A 19,211-nucleotide genomic window follows, 5' to 3' on the forward strand; every position below is an offset into this window, starting at 1 on the left:
GGTTACATTCCGAACCCGGAAGCTAAGCCTTACAGCGCCGATGGTACTGCAGGGGGGACCCTGTGGGAGAGTAGGACACCGCCGAACAATCATTCAAAGGGTTGGGCCCTGAACTTCGGTTCAGGGCCCAACCCTTTTTTGTTTTCCGTCACTTGAAGTTCACGTTCCGCCCGCAGCATCCACGGCATGGGTACTGCTGCAATGCTCAGGGCCGCAGGCGTCGGTGTCGGTGACGAGGTCGTCGTGCCGGCCTTCGGGAACGCCGAAGTCGCCGGAGCGGTCGCCCTGGCGGGTGCGCTGCCGGTGTTCGCCGACGTGGATCCGGTGACCTACTGCCTGGACGCGGCCGCGGTCGAGGCGGTCGTAACTCCGCGCACGGCGGCCGTCGTTGTCGTACACCGCTTCGGGCGGCCGGCCGATGTTCCGCGGTTGCACGGGGTCGGGCAGCGGTACGGGCTGCTGGTGCTGGAACAGGCGGAGTCCGAGGCGCCGTACGACGAGATCGCCCGGCGGCGGGAGCGGGCGGCCTATCTGGACGCGCGGTTGCGTGGGGTGCGGACGCCCGACGGCGGACATGGGCACTCCTATCAGCAGTACGTCGTGCGGGTGCCGGGAAACGGCCGTCCCGACCGGGACGCCTTCGCGAGAGCCTTGCGGGGGAGGGGAGTTGAGTGCCGGGTGCCGGTGAAGACCCCGCTGCACCGGCGGCCCGAGTTCCGGCGGTGCGTGTCGTTGCCGGAGACCGAGCTGGCCGCGGACGAGACCCTCGCCCTGCCGGTGGACGCCTCGTTGACGAAACGGGACATGCAGCGCGTCGTGGCCGCGTGCAACGCGCTCGGCGGGCTGCTGCAACCCGCCTTCTGATCGGGTTTGGGAACACCGACTCGTTCAGGGTATGATCTATTCCGTTGCCGCGAGGGAAACCTCGAAAAGCAACCGGCCCCTATAGCTCAGTCGGCAGAGCGTCTCCATGGTAAGGAGAAGGTCAACGGTTCGATTCCGTTTGGGGGCTCCGAAAAGAAACCCCCGCCCTATCGGGCGGGGGTTTTCTCATGTCCGCGTGACCCTCTCTCTCATGCCACCCGCATCGCCAGGATCGCCATGTCGTCGGACGGGGCGTCCGACGCGAAGCGTTCCACCGCGCGCATGATGCGGGCCGCGACCGCGCCGGCCGTGAGGCCCGTACAGGTCGACAGGACGTCGGCGAGGCCGTCGTCTCCCAGCATGCGGGTGCCCTCACGGCGCTCGGTGACACCGTCCGTGACACAGAGCAGGACGTCGCCCGGGTCGAGGGTGACCGTCTGCTCGTACAGCTCCAGGTCCTCGATGACGCCGAGGAGGGGCTGGGGTTCGGCGGCCGGTTCCACCGTGCCGTCCTGGCGCAGGCGGAGCGGGAGGGGGTGACCGGCGCAGACCACCTTCAGTTCCGCGCTGCCGTCGTCCTGCGGGCGCATCTCGCCGTAGAGGAGGGTCAGGAAGCGGCTGCGGTCGCCCTCGTCGAGGATGGCCGAGTTGAGGCGTTCCAGGACCGCAGGGCCGCTGAGGCCCTCCCTGGCGAGCAGTCTCAGGGCGTGTCGGGCCAGACCCGTCACGGCGGCCGCGTGCGGGCCGGTGCCGCAGACGTCGCCGATCGCGAAGCCGTAGGCGCCGTCGCTGATCGGGAAGACGTCGTAGAAGTCGCCGCCGACCTCGTTGCCCTCGCCGGCCGCGCGGTAGATGACGTCGACCTCGACACCGTCGATCCCGGGCAGACCCGGCGGCAGGAGGCTGCGCTGGAGGGACTGGCTGATGGCCGTGCGCTCGGAGTAGAGGCGGGCGTTGTCGAGGGCGAGGGCGGCCCGGCGGCTCAGGTCCTCGGCCAGTTCCAGGATCTCCTGGCGGAAGTGTTCGTCGGTGGGCTTGCCGAGGGTCAGCATGCCGATGACGCGGTTGCGGGCGACCAGCGGGAGGACCACCGTCTCGCCGCCGACCGCGGAGGCCGTGGCGAGGGTGGGGCCGATGCCCGAGGCCACCTGGTGGGTGGGGCCGCCGGTGAGGCCGAGGCTGCGCATGGAGCTGCGCAGGGCCGCCTCGTGGGCGGCCTCGCCGGGCGCCGACCAGACACGGGCGCCCGGGGTGGGTACCGGGTCCGGCGGGGGGATCTTCGAGAGCAGCGACTTGATGCCGTCGATGAGCTCCTCGTCCTCGTGCAGGACGTAGGACAGGTACGGGTCGGAGGCCTGGTCGGAGATCGTGTAGACGGCGCACCAGGTCGCCAGGGTGGGAACCGTCATCTGGGCCATCAGGGCCAGGGTCTGGTCGCGGTCGAGGGTGCCGGCCAGGAGGTCGGAGGCCTCCACCAGGAAGCTCAGCGAGCCGCGGCGCAGGCGCTCCAGCTCGCCCAGGCGGGCCGACTCGACGGCGAGGGCGATGCGGTCGGCCGCGAACTGCAGGCGCAGCGCCTCCTCGTTGGAGTAGCGGCCGGGGGCCTCGGCCGCGACGCCGAGGGAGCCGGTGAGACGGCCTTCGACCTTCAGCGGCACCGTCACCACCGAGCGCATGCCGGTGCCGTTCAGCAGCGGTACGGCGCCGGGGACGGCCAGGAGGTCCTCGTGGACGGCCGGCATCCGGGCCGAGCCGTAGCGTCCCGGGCCCGCCTCGACGGGTACGCGGGCGAAGCGCTGGCGGGCGGAGGGCAGGCCGGTGGAGGCGCGGACCTCCAACTCCGTCTCGTCGTCGGTCGCGAGGAGCAGGAAGGCGGAGTCGCCGTCGAGCATGTCGCGGGCGCGTTCCACGGTCCGCTGGAGGAGTCCGTCGAGGTCGTCGGGGGCGGGTGAGCCGATGAAGACCTCGAAGGGGTCGCTGCTCTGCCCGTCGACGGGCGGCGCGTCGGACGTCGGGATGCGTGACGGGGTCTGCAGGACGGCGCGTTCGTGGTCGCGGACGAGGAGGCAGACCGTGGAGGGTTCGCCGTGGGTGTCGCGGACGCGGAGGTGGGAGGCGTACACCGGGGTGACCCGGCCGGTGGCGCCGCGGATGCCGTAACTGCCCTCCCAGCGGGAGAGCTGGAGGGCCTCGGCGATGCCGGTGCCGGTGCCGGGGGTGTGCGGCCAGGCGGCGAGGTCGGTGAGGGGTTTGCCGGTGACCTGGTCGGCGGCGTAGCCGAAGAGTTCCTCGGCGTCCTCGTTCCAGGCCGAGATCGCGCCCGTACGGTCGATCTGGACGACCGCGACGCGGACGCGGCTGTCGGCGAGCGGGAGGAGGTCGGCGGGCAGGGACGGGCCGGCGGTGCGGGTGCCCACCGGCCGGTCGGGAAGATCGAGCTGGAACCAGACCTGCTTGTGGGTGGGGGTGTAGTCGACGCCCCAGCGGCCCGCGATGGCCGCGCAGAGCTGGAGGCCCCGGCCGCCCTCCCGGTCGGGGCTGCCCATGGTGGCGGGGGAGCCCTGGAGGGGGATCTCACGTTCCGGGTACCGGTCGGCCACCTCGATCCGTACGCCGTCCTCGGACCGCAGGCACAGGACGTCGGCGTGGGTGCCCGCGTGGACGACCGCGTTGGTGACCAGCTCGCTGGTGAGGACCACGGCGTCGTCGACGATGTCGGCGAAGCCCCAGCCCTGGAGGGTGTCGCGGACGAACGAGCGGGCGGTCGCGACAGATCGCCCGACGGGCTCGAAGCTGGCGGCCGCACGCGCGGTGATCACGGAACTCCTCGGGCGGTTGTCGACGTGGGGGGATCCCTGGCCGCCCTGGTCGCGCCGCTGCTGCGGCGGGCGCATGCCGGAGGGCCGGGGGTCCGGGGGCTGTTCCCCCGGGATCAGTCCGGTGGTCATGTGTGCGGCCGCCCCTCCGATGCCCGCTCGTGCCTCGTGCCACCGCCCAGGCCGGACGGACCGGCGCGGCTGGACAGCCGCATGCAAGGTTACTTACCTTCCCCGTCCGTGCGGATGCCGGTCATCAGTGTTTCCGCCCCATGAGTGTGCGGACGGTGTGCGAAGCTGCCGAACTGTTATGGCCGGGTTCGGTGAGGGTGAAACACTGGGCAAGCTTCTTGTGAAGGTCCGGGCAGACTGGGTGTCTTCTGAGTACAGGGGGCAGCAGCCCCCGGGGTCCGCCTGGTTACATCGGGCGGATAACCGAGCGGTAACTGGCAGACGGCAAGTAGCAGCACCCATGCACAGCGTAACGGTCGACCCCTGCGGGAGGGACAAGTGGAGTCTGGCGCAGCGACGCGGAGCACTAAGGCGCGCGCGAAAGGCGGACAGTCCCTGAGCAGGCGCGCACCGCGCGGAGGTACCACCACCGTGGACACGGCGGCCCTCGACCGGCTGCTCTCGGCCCTGGTGTCCATGCGGGACGGGAACTTCCGCAAGCGGCTCACGGTGTCCGGCGACGGTGTGATGTCGGAGATCGCGGCCGTGGTCAACGAGGTGGCGGACCGCAATCTCCACCTCACGGGTGAGTTGTCGCGGGTGCGCCGCATGGTGGGCCGGGAGGGCAAGCTCACCGAGCGGCTGGAGACGGGCGCCTGTGAGGGCTCGTGGGCGACCGCCATCGACCACTCCAACGCGCTGGTCGACGACCTCGTACGGCCTGTCTCCGAGGTCGGACGGGTGCTGTCGGCGGTGGCCGAGGGCGATCTGTCGCCGCGGATGGAGCTGCGGACGCAGACGCCGGAGGGGATGGCCGGGCAGCCGCTGCGCGGGGAGTTCCTGAAGGTCGGGCGGACGGTCAACAACCTGGTGGACCAGCTGTCGACGTTCACCGACGAGGTCACGCGCGTGGCCAGCGAGGTGGGCACCGAGGGCAAGCTGGGCGGGCAGGCGCAGGTGCGCGGCATGTCCGGTTCGTGGAAGGACCTCACGGAGTCCGTCAACACGATGGCGGAGCGGCTCACCGCCCAGGTGCGGGACATCGCGCTGGTGACGACGGCGGTGGCCAAGGGTGATCTGTCACGGAAGGTGACGGTTCATGTCGAAGGCGAGATGCTCGAGCTGAAGAACACCGTCAACACGATGGTGGACCAGCTCTCCGCGTTCTCGTCCGAGGTGACGCGCGTCGCGCGCGAGGTGGGCACCGACGGCATGCTGGGCGGTCAGGCGCAGGTGTCGGGTGTCGACGGTGTGTGGAAGGAACTCACCGATTCGGTGAACACCATGGCCGGCAATCTGACGGCGCAGGTGCGTCAGATCGCCGAGGTCACGACGGCGGTCGCCAATGGTGACCTGTCGCGGAAGGTGACCGTGCCGGCACGCGGTGAGGTCGCCCAACTCGCCGAGACGATCAATCAGATGACCGAGACGCTGCGGATCTTCGCGGACGAGGTCACCCGGGTGGCCAACGAGGTGGGGGCCGAGGGGCGGCTCGGCGGGCAGGCCAATGTGCCGGGTGCGGCGGGTACCTGGAAGGACCTGACGGATTCCGTCAACACGGTGTTCCGCAACCTCACCACTCAGGTGCGTGACATCGCGGCCGTGACGACGGCCGTGGCGAGCGGTGACCTGTCGCAGAAGGTCACGGTGGACGTGGCCGGCGAGATGCTGGAGCTGAAGAACACCGTCAACGGGATGGTGGACCAGCTGTCGGCGTTCGGTGCCGAAGTGACCCGTGTGGCGCGGGAGATCGGTGTCGAGGGTGAACTGGGCGGCCAGGCGCAGGTGTCGGGCGCGGCCGGTACGTGGAAGGACCTGACGGACTCCGTCAACACGGCGTTCAGGAATCTCACCGGTCAGGTGAGGAACATCGCCCAGGTGACGACGGCCGTGGCCAACGGCGACCTGTCGCAGAAGGTCACCGTCGACGTCTCCGGCGAGATGCTCCAGCTGAAGAACACCGTGAACACGATGGTGGACCAGCTGTCGTCGTTCGCCGACCAGGTGACGCGGATGGCCCGGGACGTGGGTACCGAGGGCCGGCTCGGCGGCCAGGCGCGCGTGGACGGGGTGTCGGGCACGTGGCGGGAGCTCACCGACTCCGTCAACTTCATGGCGGGGAACCTCACCTCTCAGGTGCGGCAGATCGCGCAGGTGACGACCGCTGTGGCGCGTGGTGACCTGTCGCAGAAGATCGACGTCGACGCGCGCGGCGAGATCCTCGAGCTGAAGAACACCATCAACACGATGGTCGACCAGCTCTCCGCGTTCGCGGACCAGGTGACCCGGGTGGCCCGGGACGTGGGTACCGAGGGCCGCCTCGGCGGTCAGGCGCAGGTGCCCGGCGTGGCCGGCGTGTGGCGGGACCTGACCGACTCGGTGAACGGCATGGCCGGCAACCTCACCGCCCAGGTGCGCAACATCGCGCAGGTCGCCACGGCGGTGGCGCGCGGTGACCTGTCCCAGAAGATCACCGTGGACGCGCGCGGGGAGATCCTGGAGCTGAAGAACACGCTGAACACGATGGTCGACCAGCTGTCGTCGTTCGCCCAGGAGGTCACGCGGGTGGCCCGTGAGGTGGGTACGGAGGGGCAGCTCGGCGGCCAGGCCGAGGTGCAGGGCGTCTCCGGCACCTGGAAGGACCTCACGCAGTCGGTGAACTTCATGGCGAACAACCTGACCATCCAGGTGCGCCAGATCGCCGAGGTCACGACCGCCGTCGCCAAGGGCGACCTGTCGAAGAAGATCACCGTCGACGCCAAGGGCGAGATCCTCGAGCTCGTCACCACCGTCAACACGATGGTGGACCAGCTGTCGTCGTTCGCGGAGCAGGTGACCCGGGTGGCCCGTGAGGTGGGCACCGAGGGCATCCTGGGCGGCCAGGCGCACGTGCCGGGGGTCACGGGCATCTGGAAGGACCTCAGCGACAACGTCAACCTGATGGCCAAGAACCTGACCATGCAGGTGCGCAACATCTCCCAGGTCGCGGCGGCCGTGGCCAACGGCGACCTGACGCGGACGGTGACGATCGAGGCACGCGGCGAGGTCCAGCAGCTCGCCGACACCATCAACACCATGGTGAAGACGCTGAGCTCGTTCGCCGAGCAGGTCACCAAGGTGGCCCGTGAGGTGGGCACGGACGGCATCCTGGGCGGCCAGGCGCATGTGCCGGGTGTGGCGGGCACGTGGAAGGACCTCACCGACTCCGTGAACGGCATGGCGTCCAACCTGACCGGTCAGGTGCGCAACATCGCCATGGTCACGACGGCCATCGCGAAGGGCGACCTGACGAAGAAGATCGACATCGATGCGCGCGGGGAGATCCTGGAGCTGAAGACGACCATCAACACGATGGTCGACCAGCTGTCGTCGTTCGCCGAGGAGGTCACCCGGGTGGCCCGCGAGGTGGGCACGGAGGGACAGCTCGGCGGCCAGGCACGCGTGCGTGACGTCGACGGCACCTGGCGGGACCTCACCGAGTCGGTGAACGAGATGGCCGGGAACCTGACCCGGCAGGTCCGCGCCATCGCGCGCGCGGCGACCGCGGTGACCCGCGGCGACCTGAACCTGAAGCTCGACGTGGACGCGGCCGGCGAGATCCAGGAACTGCAGGACTACATCAACAAGATGATCGCCAACCTGCGGGACACCACGATCGCCAACAAGGAGCAGGACTGGCTCAAGGGCAACCTCGCGCGTGTGTCGGCCCTGATGCAGGGGCGGCGCGACCTGGAGGACGTGGCTTCGCTGATCATGAGCGAGCTGCCGCCGCTGGTGGCCGCGCAGCACGGCGCGTTCTTCCTGGCGATGCCGTCGTCCGAGGGCACGGAGGAGTCGTACGAGCTGCGGATGCTGGGCTCGTACGGCTACTCGATGGGGTCGATGCCGACGTCGTTCCGGCCGGGTGAGGCGCTGGTGGGGACGGCCGCCGAGGAGAAGCGCACGATCCTGGTGGAGAACGCGCCGAGCGGCTATCTGAAGATCTCCTCCGGGCTCGGTGAGGCGCCGCCCGCGCAGGTGATCGTGCTGCCGGTGCTGTTCGAGGGCAAGGTGCTCGGGGTGATCGAGCTGGCGTCCTTCGCGCCGTTCACGCAGATCCAGAAGGACTTCCTCAACCAGCTTGCCGAGATGATCGCGACCAGCGTCAACACCATCTCGGTCAACACCAAGACCGAGCAGCTGCTGAAGCAGTCGCAGGAGCTGACCGAGCAACTGCGCGAGCGGTCGGCGGAGTTGGAGCAGCGGCAGATGGCCCTCCAGGCGTCCAACGCCGAACTGGAGGAGAAGGCCGAGCTGCTGGCCCAGCAGAACCGTGACATCGAGGTGAAGAACACCGAGATCGAGGAGGCGCGGCAGGTTCTGGAGGAGCGTGCCGAGCAACTCGCGGTGTCGATGCGGTACAAGAGCGAGTTCCTCGCCAACATGTCGCACGAGCTGCGTACGCCGCTGAACTCGCTGCTGATCCTGGCGAAGCTGCTCGCGGACAACGCGGAGGGCAACCTCTCGCCGAAGCAGGTCGAGTTCGCGGAGACGATCCACGGGGCGGGTTCCGACCTGCTGCAGCTGATCAACGACATCCTGGACCTGTCGAAGGTCGAGGCGGGCAAGATGGACGTCTCGCCCACGCGGATCGCGCTCGTGCAGCTCGTGGACTACGTGGAGGCGACCTTCCGGCCGCTGACCGCGGAGAAGGGCCTGGATCTGTCGGTGCGGGTGTCGCCGGAGCTGCCGGCCACGCTGCACACGGACGAGCAGCGGCTCCTCCAGGTGCTGCGCAACCTGCTGTCCAACGCGGTGAAGTTCACCGACTCGGGGTCGGTGGAGCTGGTGATCCGGCCGGCCGGGGCGGAGGTGCCGGTGGCGATCCGGGAGCAGTTGCTGGAGGCCGGTTCGCTGACGGATCCGGACGCGCCGCTGATCGCGTTCTCGGTGACCGACACGGGCATCGGGATCGCGGCCAGCAAGATGCGGGTGATCTTCGAGGCGTTCAAGCAGGCGGACGGCACGACCAGCCGCAAGTACGGCGGTACGGGTCTGGGGCTGTCGATCTCGCGGGAGATCGCGCAGCTGCTGGGCGGTGAGATCCACGCCCAGAGCGAGCCGGGGCGTGGCTCGACGTTCACGCTGTACCTGCCGCTGCACCCCAGTGAGCTGCCGCCGCAGGGTTACCAGCAGGTGGTGCCCGCGCTGGAGGCCGGTGACCTGGTGGCCTCGGAGAACGGGGCGGCCGAGCTGTCGGAGCTGTCGGACGTGGAGATCGAGACGCCGGCCGAGGTGAAGTCGTACCACGAGACGCAGAACGGCGCGGCGGCGCTGTTCCGGCGCCGGCGGCGGTCGTCGAACGGCGGGGAGCGGGTCGGGGAACCCGCGCAGTGGTCGGCGCCGCAGGGGCACCGGGGCATCCGGTTCGGCGGTGAGAAGGTGCTGATCGTCGACGACGACATCCGTAACGTGTTCGCGCTGACCAGCGTCCTGGAGCAGCACGGCCTGTCGGTGCTGTACGCGGAGAACGGCCGTGAGGGCATCGAGGTGCTGGAGCAGCACGATGACGTGGCGGTCGTGCTGATGGACATCATGATGCCCGAGATGGACGGCTACGCGACGACGACGGCGATCCGCAGGATGCCGCAGTTCTCGGGGCTGCCGATCATCGCGCTGACGGCGAAGGCGATGAAGGGCGACCGGGAGAAGGCGATCGAGTCGGGTGCCTCCGACTACGTCACGAAGCCGGTCGATCCCGATCACCTGCTGACGGTGATGGAGCAGTGGATGCGGGAGGCGTGACGGGATCCGTTCGTGTGACGGGAACTCGCGGGAGTCGTGAGAAGTTGCCGACAGAGGCTGTTCACGGCCGTGTAGAGGGGCGGGATCCGGGGAACCTTCTGGTCTCCTGTCGCGTTCCTGATATGTGCACAGTGACATCACGGTGACAGGGTGTGGCGACGGTCGGGGTGCGGCTACCATGACCGGCACAAGGAAGGGCGGCGCAAAGGAGTCGTCCCCAGGGGCGGCGCCCGGTGCACTGCCGGGGCGAGGAGGGCGGGCCATGGTGCAGAAGGCCAAGATCCTCCTGGTCGATGACCGGCCGGAGAATCTGCTGGCGCTGGAGGCGATCCTCTCGGCGCTCGATCAGACGCTGGTGCGGGCATCGTCCGGGGAGGAGGCGCTCAAAGCGCTGCTGACGGACGACTTCGCGGTCATTCTGCTGGATGTCCAGATGCCGGGAATGGACGGTTTCGAAACGGCCGCACACATCAAGCGGCGAGAACGCACCAGGGACATCCCGATCATCTTCCTCACGGCGATCAACCACGGCCCGCACCACACCTTCCGGGGGTACGCGGCCGGCGCGGTGGACTACATCTCCAAGCCGTTCGACCCGTGGGTGCTGCGCGCCAAGGTCTCCGTGTTCGTCGAGCTGTACATGAAGAACTGCCAGCTCAGGGAGCAGGCGGCGCTGCTGCGGCTCCAGTTGGAGGGCGGCGGCAAGGCCGCGGCGGGCGGCGGTGCCAAGGAGTCGGCCGGACTGCTGGCCGAGCTCTCCGCGCGGCTCGCCGCCGTCGAGGAGCAGGCGGAGGCGCTGTCCAAGCAGCTCGACGACGAGTCGGCGGACGCGGCCGCGGTGGCCACGGCCGCGCATCTGGAGCGCAAACTCACCGGCCTGCGGCGGGCCCTGGACGCGCTGGAGCCGGGGACCGGCAACGGCGCCGCCTCGGTGCCGTCGCAGAACTGACGCGAGAGGCGGCCGCACTTGGGGGTGAGCGGGGATCAGTTCCGTGCCGTCACGGGGCTGATGCGCCGGCTCCTCGCCGGGCGGCTGCTCCGGGGTGCTGACCCCGCCGTGCGGAAGCGTCAGTTCCGCGCCTCTGCAGGGCCGACACGAACGGGTGAAGCAGTGGGCACGCGTGTCCACTGTCGTCTCCCCCGGTAACCTCACACCCATGGCCTCACGTCCCTCCGCAGCCAAGAAGCAGCCCGCCAAGAAGGCGGCCGCTCCCGCGAAGGCTCCGGCGAAGAAGGCCGCCGCGAAAAAGGCCCCGGCGAAGAAGGCGCCCGCCAGGAAGGCCGCGGCCAAGAAGGCGGCGCCGGCACCCAAGCCGGCGCCGAGCCCCACCGGGGGCGTCTACCGGCTCGTACGCGCCCTCTGGCTGGGCCTGGCGCACGCGGTGGGCGCCGTGTTCCGGGGAATAGGGAACGGCGCGAAGAACCTCGACCCCGCCCACCGCAAGGACGGCGTCGCCCTGCTGCTGCTCGGCGTCGCGCTGATCGTCGCGGCGGGCACCTGGGCCGACCTGAAGGGTCCCGTCGGCGACCTGGTCGAGATCCTGGTCACCGGCTCCTTCGGCCGCCTCGACCTGCTCGTGCCGATCCTGCTCGCGGTCATCGCCGTGCGCTTCATCCGGCACCCGGAGAAGCCCGAGGCCAACGGGCGCATCGTGATCGGCCTGTCCGCGCTCGTCATCGGGGTCCTCGGCCAGGTCCACATCGCCTGCGGCGCGCCCGCCCGAAGCGACGGCATGCCGGCGATAAGGGACGCCGGCGGCCTCATCGGCTGGAGCGCGGCGACCCCGCTGACGTACGCCATGGGCGAGGTGCTCGCCGTACCGCTGCTGGTGCTGCTCACGGTCTTCGGGCTGCTGGTCGTCACCGCCACCCCGGTCAACGCGATCCCGCAGCGGCTGCGGCAGCTCGGGGTCCGCCTCGGCATCGTGCACGACTACGAGGCGGACGGGTACGACGCGTTCTCCGACGACGACGCGCGCTACGCCGAACAGTGGCGCGAGGCGCTGCCCGGGCGCCCCCGTCGGCGCTCGGGCGCCCCCGGGGCGTACGAACCCGAAGACGCCGAGCAAGAGGCTCTCTCCCGGCGCCGTGGCCGTCCCCGCCGCTCGGCCGTGCCGCAGCCCGCGATGGACCGGGAGCCGGACGCCGTGGACATCGCCGCAGCCGCCGCTGCCGACCTCGACGGCGCCATCATGCACGGCATGCCGCCCTCGCCGGTCGTCGCCGACCTCACTCAGGGCGTGCGCGTGGGCGACCGCGAGGCGACCACACCGACGCCGGTACCGGCCGCGCGGCCGCAGCAGGAGAAGCTGCGGACCGGGGCCGTCCCCGACCTGACCAAGGCGCCGCCGGAAAAGATCGCCGACCTGCCGCCGCGCGCCGAGCAGCTCCAGCTCTCCGGCGACATCACCTACGCGCTGCCCTCGCTGGACCTGCTGCAGCGCGGCGGGCCCGGCAAGGCGCGCAGCGCCGCCAACGACGCGGTCGTGGCCTCGCTGACGAACGTCTTCACCGAGTTCAAGGTCGACGCGGCCGTCACCGGTTTCACCCGCGGCCCGACGGTCACCCGCTACGAGGTCGAGCTCGGCCCCGCCGTGAAGGTCGAGCGGATCACCGCGCTCACCAAGAACATCGCGTACGCCGTCGCCAGCCCGGACGTGCGGATCATCAGCCCGATCCCCGGCAAGTCGGCGGTCGGCATCGAGATCCCCAACACCGACCGGGAGATGGTGAACCTCGGGGACGTGCTGCGGCTCGCCGACGCGGCGGAGGACGACCACCCGATGCTGGTGGCGCTCGGCAAGGACGTCGAGGGCGGCTATGTGATGGCCAACCTGGCGAAGATGCCGCACATCCTCGTCGCCGGCGCCACCGGGTCCGGCAAGTCCTCGTGCATCAACTGCCTCATCACGTCGATCATGGTCCGCGCGACCCCGGAGGACGTGCGGATGGTCCTCGTCGACCCCAAGCGCGTCGAGCTGACCGCGTACGAGGGCATCCCGCACCTGATCACGCCGATCATCACCAACCCGAAGCGGGCCGCCGAGGCGCTGCAGTGGGTCGTCCGGGAGATGGACCTGCGCTACGACGACCTCGCCGCCTACGGCTTCCGGCACATCGACGACTTCAACGAGGCCATAAGGAACGGCAAGGTCAAGCCGCCCGAGGGCAGCGAGAGGGAGCTGCAGCCCTACCCGTACCTGCTGGTGATCGTCGACGAGCTCGCCGACCTGATGATGGTCGCGCCGCGTGACGTCGAGGACGCGATCGTGCGGATCACCCAGCTCGCGCGCGCGGCGGGCATCCACCTGGTGCTCGCCACCCAGCGGCCCTCGGTCGACGTGGTGACCGGTCTGATCAAGGCGAACGTGCCCTCGCGGCTCGCCTTCGCCACCTCCTCGCTCGCCGACTCACGGGTCATCCTGGACCAGCCGGGCGCGGAGAAGCTGATCGGCAAGGGTGACGGACTGTTCCTGCCGATGGGCGCGAACAAGCCGACCCGTATGCAGGGCGCCTTCGTGACCGAGGCCGAGGTCGCGGCGGTCGTGCAGCACTGCAAGGACCAGATGGCGCCGGTCTTCCGGGACGACGTCGTCGTGGGGACGAAGCAGAAGAAGGAGATCGACGAGGACATCGGCGACGACCTCGACCTGCTGTGCCAGGCGGCCGAGCTGGTCGTGTCCACCCAGTTCGGCTCGACGTCGATGCTCCAGCGCAAGCTGCGCGTCGGCTTCGCGAAGGCCGGCCGGCTGATGGATCTCATGGAGTCGCGGAACATCGTCGGTCCGAGCGAGGGATCCAAGGCTCGTGACGTTCTTGTGAAACCCGATGAGCTGGATGGCGTGCTGGCCGTGATCCGGGGGGAGTCTGAGGGGTAGGCGTGATGCCGGGGACCCGGGCGTCCGTGACTCACCCGTTAGAAACAGCAGGGCAACCGTTTCCCTTTGGTGTACGTCCAGTTGAGCGAGAGGACAGGTACGGCTTTCAACCGGGGCCGTGTCTGGCCCGTCATCGGCGTGACCGGCCATGCCGATGGCGTACAAAGTCGTACCGTCCGGTTGCCCCTCCCTTTGGCACCCCCCCTAGACTGAACCTCCAGCACAGGTGGCTACACGCTCGAAAGGCGCCCCCGTGTCCATCGGCAACTCCCCTGAAGACGAGCGTCCGTTCGAAGACCCGTCCGAGGAAGCCCCCTTCTCGATCGGTCGTGCCCTGCGCCAGGCGCGCATCACCGCCGGGCTGACCGTCGACGACGTCAGTACCGCCACCCGGGTCCGCATCACCATCATCCACGCCATCGAGTCGGACGACTTCGCCCCCTGCGGCGGGGACGTGTACGCGCGCGGGCACATCCGGACCCTGGCCCGGGCCGTGCGGCTCGACCCCGGCCCGCTGATCGAACAGTACGACGCCACCCACGGCGGCCGGCCGGCTCCGACCCCGGCCGCGCCGCTGTTCGAGGCGGAACGCATCCGCCCCGAGCGACGCGGACCGAACTGGACGGCGGCGATGGTCGCCGCGATCGTGGCCGTGGTCGGCTTCGTCGGCTTCACCGCCTTCAAGGGCGGCGACGAGAGCGGATCCAAGGACGCGGTCGCCGAGGGCACCACGCCCGCGGCCGGCGACACCGCCTCGCCCACCCCCAAGACCGACAAGTCCGCCGACACCCCGCCCGAGCCCTCCGACAGCGCCATCGCGGCCGCGCCCCAGGACAAGGTGACCGTCAAGGTCAGCGCGACCGACGGCCGCAGCTGGATCTCGGCCAAGGACCACAACGGCCGCCTGCTGTTCGACGGACTGCTCAAGCAGGGCGACTCCAAGACCTTCCAGGACAGCGAGAAGGTCAACCTCGTCCTCGGCGACGCCGGGGCGATCGACCTCTTCGTCAACGGCAAGAAGATCGACGACAACTTCCAGCCGGGCGCGGTGGAACGTCTGACGTATACCAAGGGCGACCCGCAGGCCGGGTGAGACCCGGGAGACACAGGTGACCCGACGGGGTTGGCCATGATCGCCAACCCCGTCGACGTTCGGTGTCGGTGGGACAAAGTAGTCTTGAGCCCATGCCTGAACGCCGTACCGTCGCACTCGTCACCCTTGGCTGCGCCCGTAACGAGGTGGACTCGGAGGAGCTCGCAGGCCGTTTGGAGGCGGACGGCTGGCAGCTCGTCGAGGACGCCGAGGAAGCGGACGTCGCCGTCGTCAACACCTGTGGCTTCGTCGAGGCCGCCAAGAAGGACTCCGTCGATGCCCTCCTGGAGGCCAACGACCTCAAGGGGCACGGCAGAACCCAGGCCGTCGTGGCGGTGGGCTGCATGGCCGAGCGGTACGGCAAGGAACTCGCCGAGGCCCTTCCCGAAGCCGACGGCGTGCTCGGCTTCGACGACTACGCGGACATCTCCGACCGCCTCCAGACCATCCTGAACGGCGGCATCCACGCCTCCCACACCCCGCGCGACCGGCGCAAGCTGCTGCCGATCAGCCCGGCGGAGCGACAGGATTCCGCCGCCTCGGTGGCGCTGCCCGGGCACGGACCGAGTGATCTGCCCGAAGGTGTCGCCCCGGCCTCGGGCCCCCGTGCGCCCCTGCGCCGCCGCCTCGACGGAGCCCCCGTCGCCTCGGTGAAGCTCGCCTCCGGCTGCGACCGGCGCTGCTCGTTCTGCGCCATCCCGTCCTTCCGCGGCTCGTTCATCTCGCGCCGGCCGGGCGATGTGCTCAACGAGACGCGCTGGCTGGCCGAGCAGGGCGTCAAGGAGATCATGCTGGTCTCCGAGAACAACACCTCCTACGGCAAGGACCTGGGCGACATCCGTCTGCTGGAGTCCCTGCTGCCCGAGCTGGCGGAGGTCGACGGCCTGGAGCGGGTGCGTGTCAGCTACCTCCAGCCGGCCGAGATGCGGCCGGGGCTCATCGACGTCCTGACGTCCACGCCCAAGGTCGCTCCCTACTTCGACCTGTCCTTCCAGCACTCCGCGCCCGGTGTGCTGCGCGCGATGCGCCGCTTCGGCGACACCGACCGGTTCCTGGAGCTGCTCGACACCATCCGCAGCAAGGCACCCCAGGCGGGCGTGCGCTCCAACTTCATCGTGGGCTTCCCCGGCGAGTCCGAGGCCGACCTGGCCGAGCTGGAGCGCTTCCTGAACGGCGCGCGGCTGGACGCCATCGGGGTCTTCGGGTACTCCGACGAGGAGGGCACCGAGGCCGCCACGTACGAGAACAAGCTCGACGAGGACGTCGTCGCCGAGCGGCTCGCCCGCGTCTCCCGGCTCGCCGAGGAGCTCGTGTCCCAGCGGGCCGAGGAGCGCCTGGGAGAGACGGTGCACGTGCTCGTGGAGTCCGTGGACGAGGACGGCGTGCACGGCCGTGGGGCACACCAGGCGCCGGAGACCGACGGCCAGGTGCTGCTCACATCGGGCGAAGGCCTGAGCGTCGGTCGTATGGTCGAGGCGAAGGTGGTCGGTACGGAAGGTGTCGACCTGGTGGCCGAGCCCCTGCAGGGCTCGTTCGGGTGTAGTGAGGAGGCGGGCAGATGACGGGTGCACCGGCATCGGCTGCCGGCGGCTCCTCGCGGGCGCGAGGGACCGGCGCGGCGGACGTGTCCGCCGCCGGTTCCGGCGCCGTCGACCCGTCTGCCGCTGCCGGCCCCGCCACTGCCGCCGGTGGCAGCGGCTCCCCGGGAGCCGCCGACGCCGAGGCGCAGGGTGCCGCGGGCAAGTCCCCGCGCGGCGGCAAGCTGGCCGCCGCGGCCGTCAACCAGGCGAGTGTCTGGAACATCGCCAATCTGCTGACGATGCTCAGGCTGATCCTGGTGCCCGGCTTCGTCATGCTGATGCTGGCCGACGGCGGCTACGACCCGGCCTGGCGGTCGTTCGCCTGGGCGGCCTTCGCCATCGCCATGATCACCGACCTGTTCGACGGACATCTGGCGCGCACGTACAACCTCGTCACCGACTTCGGGAAGATCGCCGACCCCATCGCCGACAAGGCGATCATGGGAGCGGCGCTGATCTGCCTCTCCTCGCTCGGCGATCTGCCGTGGTGGGTGACGATCGTGATCCTCGGCCGGGAACTCGGGATCACGCTGATGCGTTTCCTCGTCATCCGGTACGGCGTCATCCCGGCGAGCCGGGGCGGCAAGCTCAAGACGCTCACGCAGGGCGTGGCCGTCGGGATGTACATCCTGGCGCTGACGGGGTGGCTCGCCACCCTGAGGTGGTGGGTGATGGCGGCGGCCGTCGTCCTCACTGTGGTGACCGGACTCGACTACGTAAGACAGGCCATTGTGCTGCGCAGGCAGGGCATCGCCGAGCGACGGGCCGCGTCGGAGGAGACGGAAGCGTGAACTCCCGGGCCGCCGACGTGGTGCGACTACTCACAGTGAAGGGTGAGACGCTCGCTGTGGCCGAGTCGCTGACCGGTGGCCTGGTCGCGGCGGAGATCACATCGGTGCCCGGAGCCTCCCAGGCCTTCCGCGGCTCGGTCACGGCCTACGCGACCGAGCTGAAGCAGGAACTGCTCGGGGTGGACGCGGGCCTGCTGGCCGCACGCGGAGCGGTGGATCCGCAGGTCGCCGCCCAGATGGCGGCCGGAGTGCGCAAGGCGCTCGGCGCCGACTGGGGCATCGCGACCACCGGGGTCGCCGGCCCCGATCCTCAGGACGGTCAGCCCGTCGGCACGGTCTTCGTGGCCGTGGACGGCCCCTTCGGGCCGGAATCCGGTTCCGCCCCTGGCGGAAAAGTGGCGGCCCTGCGGTTGAACGGCGACCGCGCGGAAATTCGTAGAGAGAGTGTACGGAGCGTGCTCGCACTGCTTCTGACAGAGCTTGCGGGCGAACACACCGGGAATGAGCGGGCACAGGATACGGAACAGAACGGGGGGTTTTGATGTTTGCAGCCCTGAGTGAACACGACATCGCTCCCCGCACGGCCGCAGCGCGAGGCGGTACGGTGGGGCGTGAAGGATGCGGCTACGCGGTCCGAGGAGGGAGCCACCGATGATTCTGCTCCGTCGCCTGCTGGGTGACGTGCTGCGTCGGCAGCGCCAGCGCCAGGGCCGTACTCTGCGCGAAGTCTCCTCGTCCGCCCGAGTCTCACTCGGCTATCTCTCCGAGGTGGAGCGGGGGCAGAAGGAGGCTTCCTCCGAACTGCTCTCCGCGATCTGCGACGCGCTGGACGTACGGATGTCCGAGCTCATGCGGGAAGTGAGCGACGAACTCGCCCTCGCCGAGCTGGCCCAGTCTGCTGCGGCCACCCCCAGCGAGCCTGTGCCCACGTCGGTTCGTCCGATGCTGGGTTCCGTGTCGGTGACCGGTGTGCCACCGGAGCGGGTGACCATCAAGGCGCCCGCCGAGGCGGTGGACGTGGTCGCCGCGTGAGGTTCCGCCCACGGGTGCGTCCTTGGACTGGACGCGCTCGGGGCACTGTGTGAGGCCCCGGCCGGGGCGCCTGCGGGGAGACCCGGAGGGGTGCGGTCGGGGTTTTTCGCGTCCGTTTGCCGGTGAGGGGCCCTGCGGTCATCGTGGAGAGGCATGACGGTCGCCCCACACCGGAGGTAGCGATGAACGTCGTGAAGAGCCCGTTGTCCGACGCCGGCCTGAAGACGGTCGCGGAGGCGTTGCAGGGAGCGCTCGTCGATCTGATCGATCTCTCGCTCGTGGCCAAGCAGGTCCACTGGAACGTCGTCGGGCCCCGGTTCCGGTCCGTCCATCTGCAGCTCGACGAGGTCGTGGACGTCGCGCGCATTCATTCCGACACGGTCGCTGAGCGCGCCTCGGCGCTGGGGGTCTCGCCGGACGGCCGTGCCGCCACGGTCGCGGGCGGCAGCGGGCTCGGCGTGGTGGCCCAGGGCTGGATCAAGGACTCCGACGCGGTGGGGGCGCTCGTGGCGGCTCTGGGCGCGGCGATCACCCGGATGAGGGAACGGGTATCGGCGACGGAGGAGGCGGATCCTGTCAGCCAGGACATCTTCATCGGGATCACCGCCGACCTGGAGAAGCATCACTGGATGTTCCAGGCGGAGAACGCATGACGCGCAGGACGCGCGGACGGGTCCCGGGGGCCGGCACGGGCTTCCCGGCGGTGGGCTGGAGGTGACGCCGTGGCGGGCCGCATAGCGCGCCGGGGTGTGCTTCTCGGGCTGGGCGCCGTGTGGTGGTGGGCCGTCCTGAGGCTTGCCGTGGCGCCCGGTGCGGGGGCGCTGGAGGGGACGATCGCGGCCGGCGGGTGGGGGCTGAGTCTGCTGCCGGTGCACTGCGTGGCCAAGGCGCAGGCGGTGGGAGCGGTCGCGGCGGGACGGTGGAGGGCGGCCTGGCGGGTGACGGGGGAGGGGCCCGGGGTGGGGGATGCGGGGAGTGGATGACGGGGGCGGGGACTGTGATGGGGCGCGGGTGACGGGGCGGGGACTGCGATGGGGCGCGGGGGACGGGGCGCGGGGCGCAGGGCCGGGGTGAGCGGCCGGGAGGGCTGTGAGGGGTGTGAGCGGTGGGTCCGCCGGGGTGGGGGCGGGCCGAGTGGGCGGAGCCTCCAGAGCACCTGGTGCGGGGTGCGTGACACCTGACGCGTGCCGCGGTCTGCGGTG

Annotated in this window: 12 protein-coding genes, 1 tRNA gene and 1 rRNA gene; 13 read left to right on the forward strand and 1 reads right to left on the reverse strand. The window is 70.2% G+C overall.

The genetic code is table 11. The annotated features are described in order from the left end of the window. From rrf to ACFY30_RS29020, 3 genes are all read left to right on the forward strand, one after another. A 5S ribosomal RNA gene (rrf, locus tag ACFY30_RS29010) occupies positions 1 to 87 on the forward strand; the annotation flags it as partial. A gap of 114 nt (positions 88 to 201) precedes the next feature. After that, positions 202 to 864 (forward strand): DegT/DnrJ/EryC1/StrS family aminotransferase, encoded by a 663-nt coding sequence (locus ACFY30_RS29015; RefSeq protein ID WP_390848262.1) that lies wholly within the window; start codon positions 202 to 204, stop codon positions 862 to 864. A 75-nt stretch (positions 865 to 939) separates the two neighbouring features. Continuing rightward, positions 940 to 1,012, forward strand: a tRNA-Thr gene (locus tag ACFY30_RS29020). Positions 1,013 to 1,073: 61 nt separating this feature from the next. Here the strand turns inward: ACFY30_RS29020 and ACFY30_RS29025 are convergent. Next, positions 1,074 to 3,812, reverse strand: coding sequence for a SpoIIE family protein phosphatase (locus ACFY30_RS29025; protein WP_390848116.1), 2,739 nt, complete (start codon positions 3,810 to 3,812; stop codon positions 1,074 to 1,076). A gap of 378 nt (positions 3,813 to 4,190) precedes the next feature. Here ACFY30_RS29025 and ACFY30_RS29030 point away from each other — a divergent pair, with 378 nt between their 5' ends. The 10 genes from ACFY30_RS29030 (at position 4,191) to ACFY30_RS29075 (ending at position 18,992) form a co-directional block, all read left to right on the forward strand. Then, positions 4,191 to 9,635, forward strand: coding sequence for a HAMP domain-containing protein (locus ACFY30_RS29030; protein ID WP_390848117.1), 5,445 nt, complete (start codon positions 4,191 to 4,193; stop codon positions 9,633 to 9,635). A 262-nt stretch (positions 9,636 to 9,897) separates the two neighbouring features. After that, complete coding sequence (locus ACFY30_RS29035; protein WP_390848118.1) at positions 9,898 to 10,584, forward strand: two-component system response regulator; 687 nt, start codon at positions 9,898 to 9,900, stop codon at positions 10,582 to 10,584. 208 nt (positions 10,585 to 10,792) lie between these two features. Further along, positions 10,793 to 13,513, forward strand: a complete 2,721-nt coding sequence (locus tag ACFY30_RS29040) for a DNA translocase FtsK (protein WP_390848119.1) — start codon at positions 10,793 to 10,795, stop codon at positions 13,511 to 13,513. 253 nt (positions 13,514 to 13,766) lie between these two features. Beyond that, on the forward strand, positions 13,767 to 14,606 hold the full coding sequence (locus ACFY30_RS29045; protein ID WP_390848120.1) for a helix-turn-helix domain-containing protein: 840 nt from the start codon (positions 13,767 to 13,769) through the stop codon (positions 14,604 to 14,606). Between the two features lie 92 nt (positions 14,607 to 14,698). Continuing rightward, positions 14,699 to 16,168: a 30S ribosomal protein S12 methylthiotransferase RimO gene (gene rimO / locus ACFY30_RS29050; RefSeq protein WP_390848121.1), complete on the forward strand. Its 1,470-nt coding sequence runs from the start codon at positions 14,699 to 14,701 to the stop codon at positions 16,166 to 16,168. Beyond that, positions 16,165 to 16,977 carry a CDP-diacylglycerol--glycerol-3-phosphate 3-phosphatidyltransferase gene (gene pgsA, locus ACFY30_RS29055; protein WP_390848122.1) on the forward strand — a complete coding sequence of 271 codons (813 nt, stop codon included), beginning with the start codon at positions 16,165 to 16,167 and terminating at the stop codon, positions 16,975 to 16,977. The genes rimO and pgsA overlap by 4 nt, the downstream gene beginning before the upstream one ends. Further along, on the forward strand, positions 16,974 to 17,519 hold the full coding sequence (locus ACFY30_RS29060) for a CinA family protein (protein WP_390848123.1): 546 nt from the start codon (positions 16,974 to 16,976) through the stop codon (positions 17,517 to 17,519). Before pgsA ends, ACFY30_RS29060 begins: the two co-directional genes overlap by 4 nt. Positions 17,520 to 17,628: 109 nt before the next feature. After that, a complete protein-coding gene (locus tag ACFY30_RS29065; RefSeq protein ID WP_015657463.1) occupies positions 17,629 to 18,009 on the forward strand; it encodes a helix-turn-helix domain-containing protein in 381 nt (126 codons plus the stop codon). A gap of 182 nt (positions 18,010 to 18,191) precedes the next feature. Next, the gene (locus ACFY30_RS29070) at positions 18,192 to 18,662 is read left to right on the forward strand and encodes a Dps family protein (RefSeq protein ID WP_390848124.1); all 471 of its coding nucleotides are present in this window, start codon (positions 18,192 to 18,194) and stop codon (positions 18,660 to 18,662) included. Between the two features lie 69 nt (positions 18,663 to 18,731). After that, on the forward strand, positions 18,732 to 18,992 hold the full coding sequence (locus ACFY30_RS29075) for a hypothetical protein (protein WP_390848125.1): 261 nt from the start codon (positions 18,732 to 18,734) through the stop codon (positions 18,990 to 18,992). Positions 18,993 to 19,211: the final 219 nt, after the last annotated feature.

It is taken from the genome of Streptomyces sp. NPDC000345 (assembly GCF_042898825.1).
Lineage (GTDB): Bacteria > Actinomycetota > Actinomycetes > Streptomycetales > Streptomycetaceae > Streptomyces.

What these genes read in the sequence shown, in the direction of transcription:
- rimO (WP_390848121.1), top strand. Translation starts at nt 14,699, where the DNA reads ATGCCTGAACGCCGTACCGTCGCACTCGTCACCCTTGGCTGCGCCCGT.
- ACFY30_RS29040 (WP_390848119.1), top strand. Translation starts at nt 10,793, where the DNA reads ATGGCCTCACGTCCCTCCGCAGCCAAGAAGCAGCCCGCCAAGAAGGCG.
- ACFY30_RS29015 (WP_390848262.1), top strand. Translation starts at nt 202, where the DNA reads ATGCTCAGGGCCGCAGGCGTCGGTGTCGGTGACGAGGTCGTCGTGCCG.
- ACFY30_RS29035 (WP_390848118.1), top strand. Translation starts at nt 9,898, where the DNA reads ATGGTGCAGAAGGCCAAGATCCTCCTGGTCGATGACCGGCCGGAGAAT.
- pgsA (WP_390848122.1), top strand. Translation starts at nt 16,165, where the DNA reads ATGACGGGTGCACCGGCATCGGCTGCCGGCGGCTCCTCGCGGGCGCGA.
- ACFY30_RS29025 (WP_390848116.1), bottom strand. Translation starts at nt 3,812, where the DNA reads ATGACCACCGGACTGATCCCGGGGGAACAGCCCCCGGACCCCCGGCCC.
- ACFY30_RS29065 (WP_015657463.1), top strand. Translation starts at nt 17,629, where the DNA reads ATGATTCTGCTCCGTCGCCTGCTGGGTGACGTGCTGCGTCGGCAGCGC.
- ACFY30_RS29070 (WP_390848124.1), top strand. Translation starts at nt 18,192, where the DNA reads ATGAACGTCGTGAAGAGCCCGTTGTCCGACGCCGGCCTGAAGACGGTC.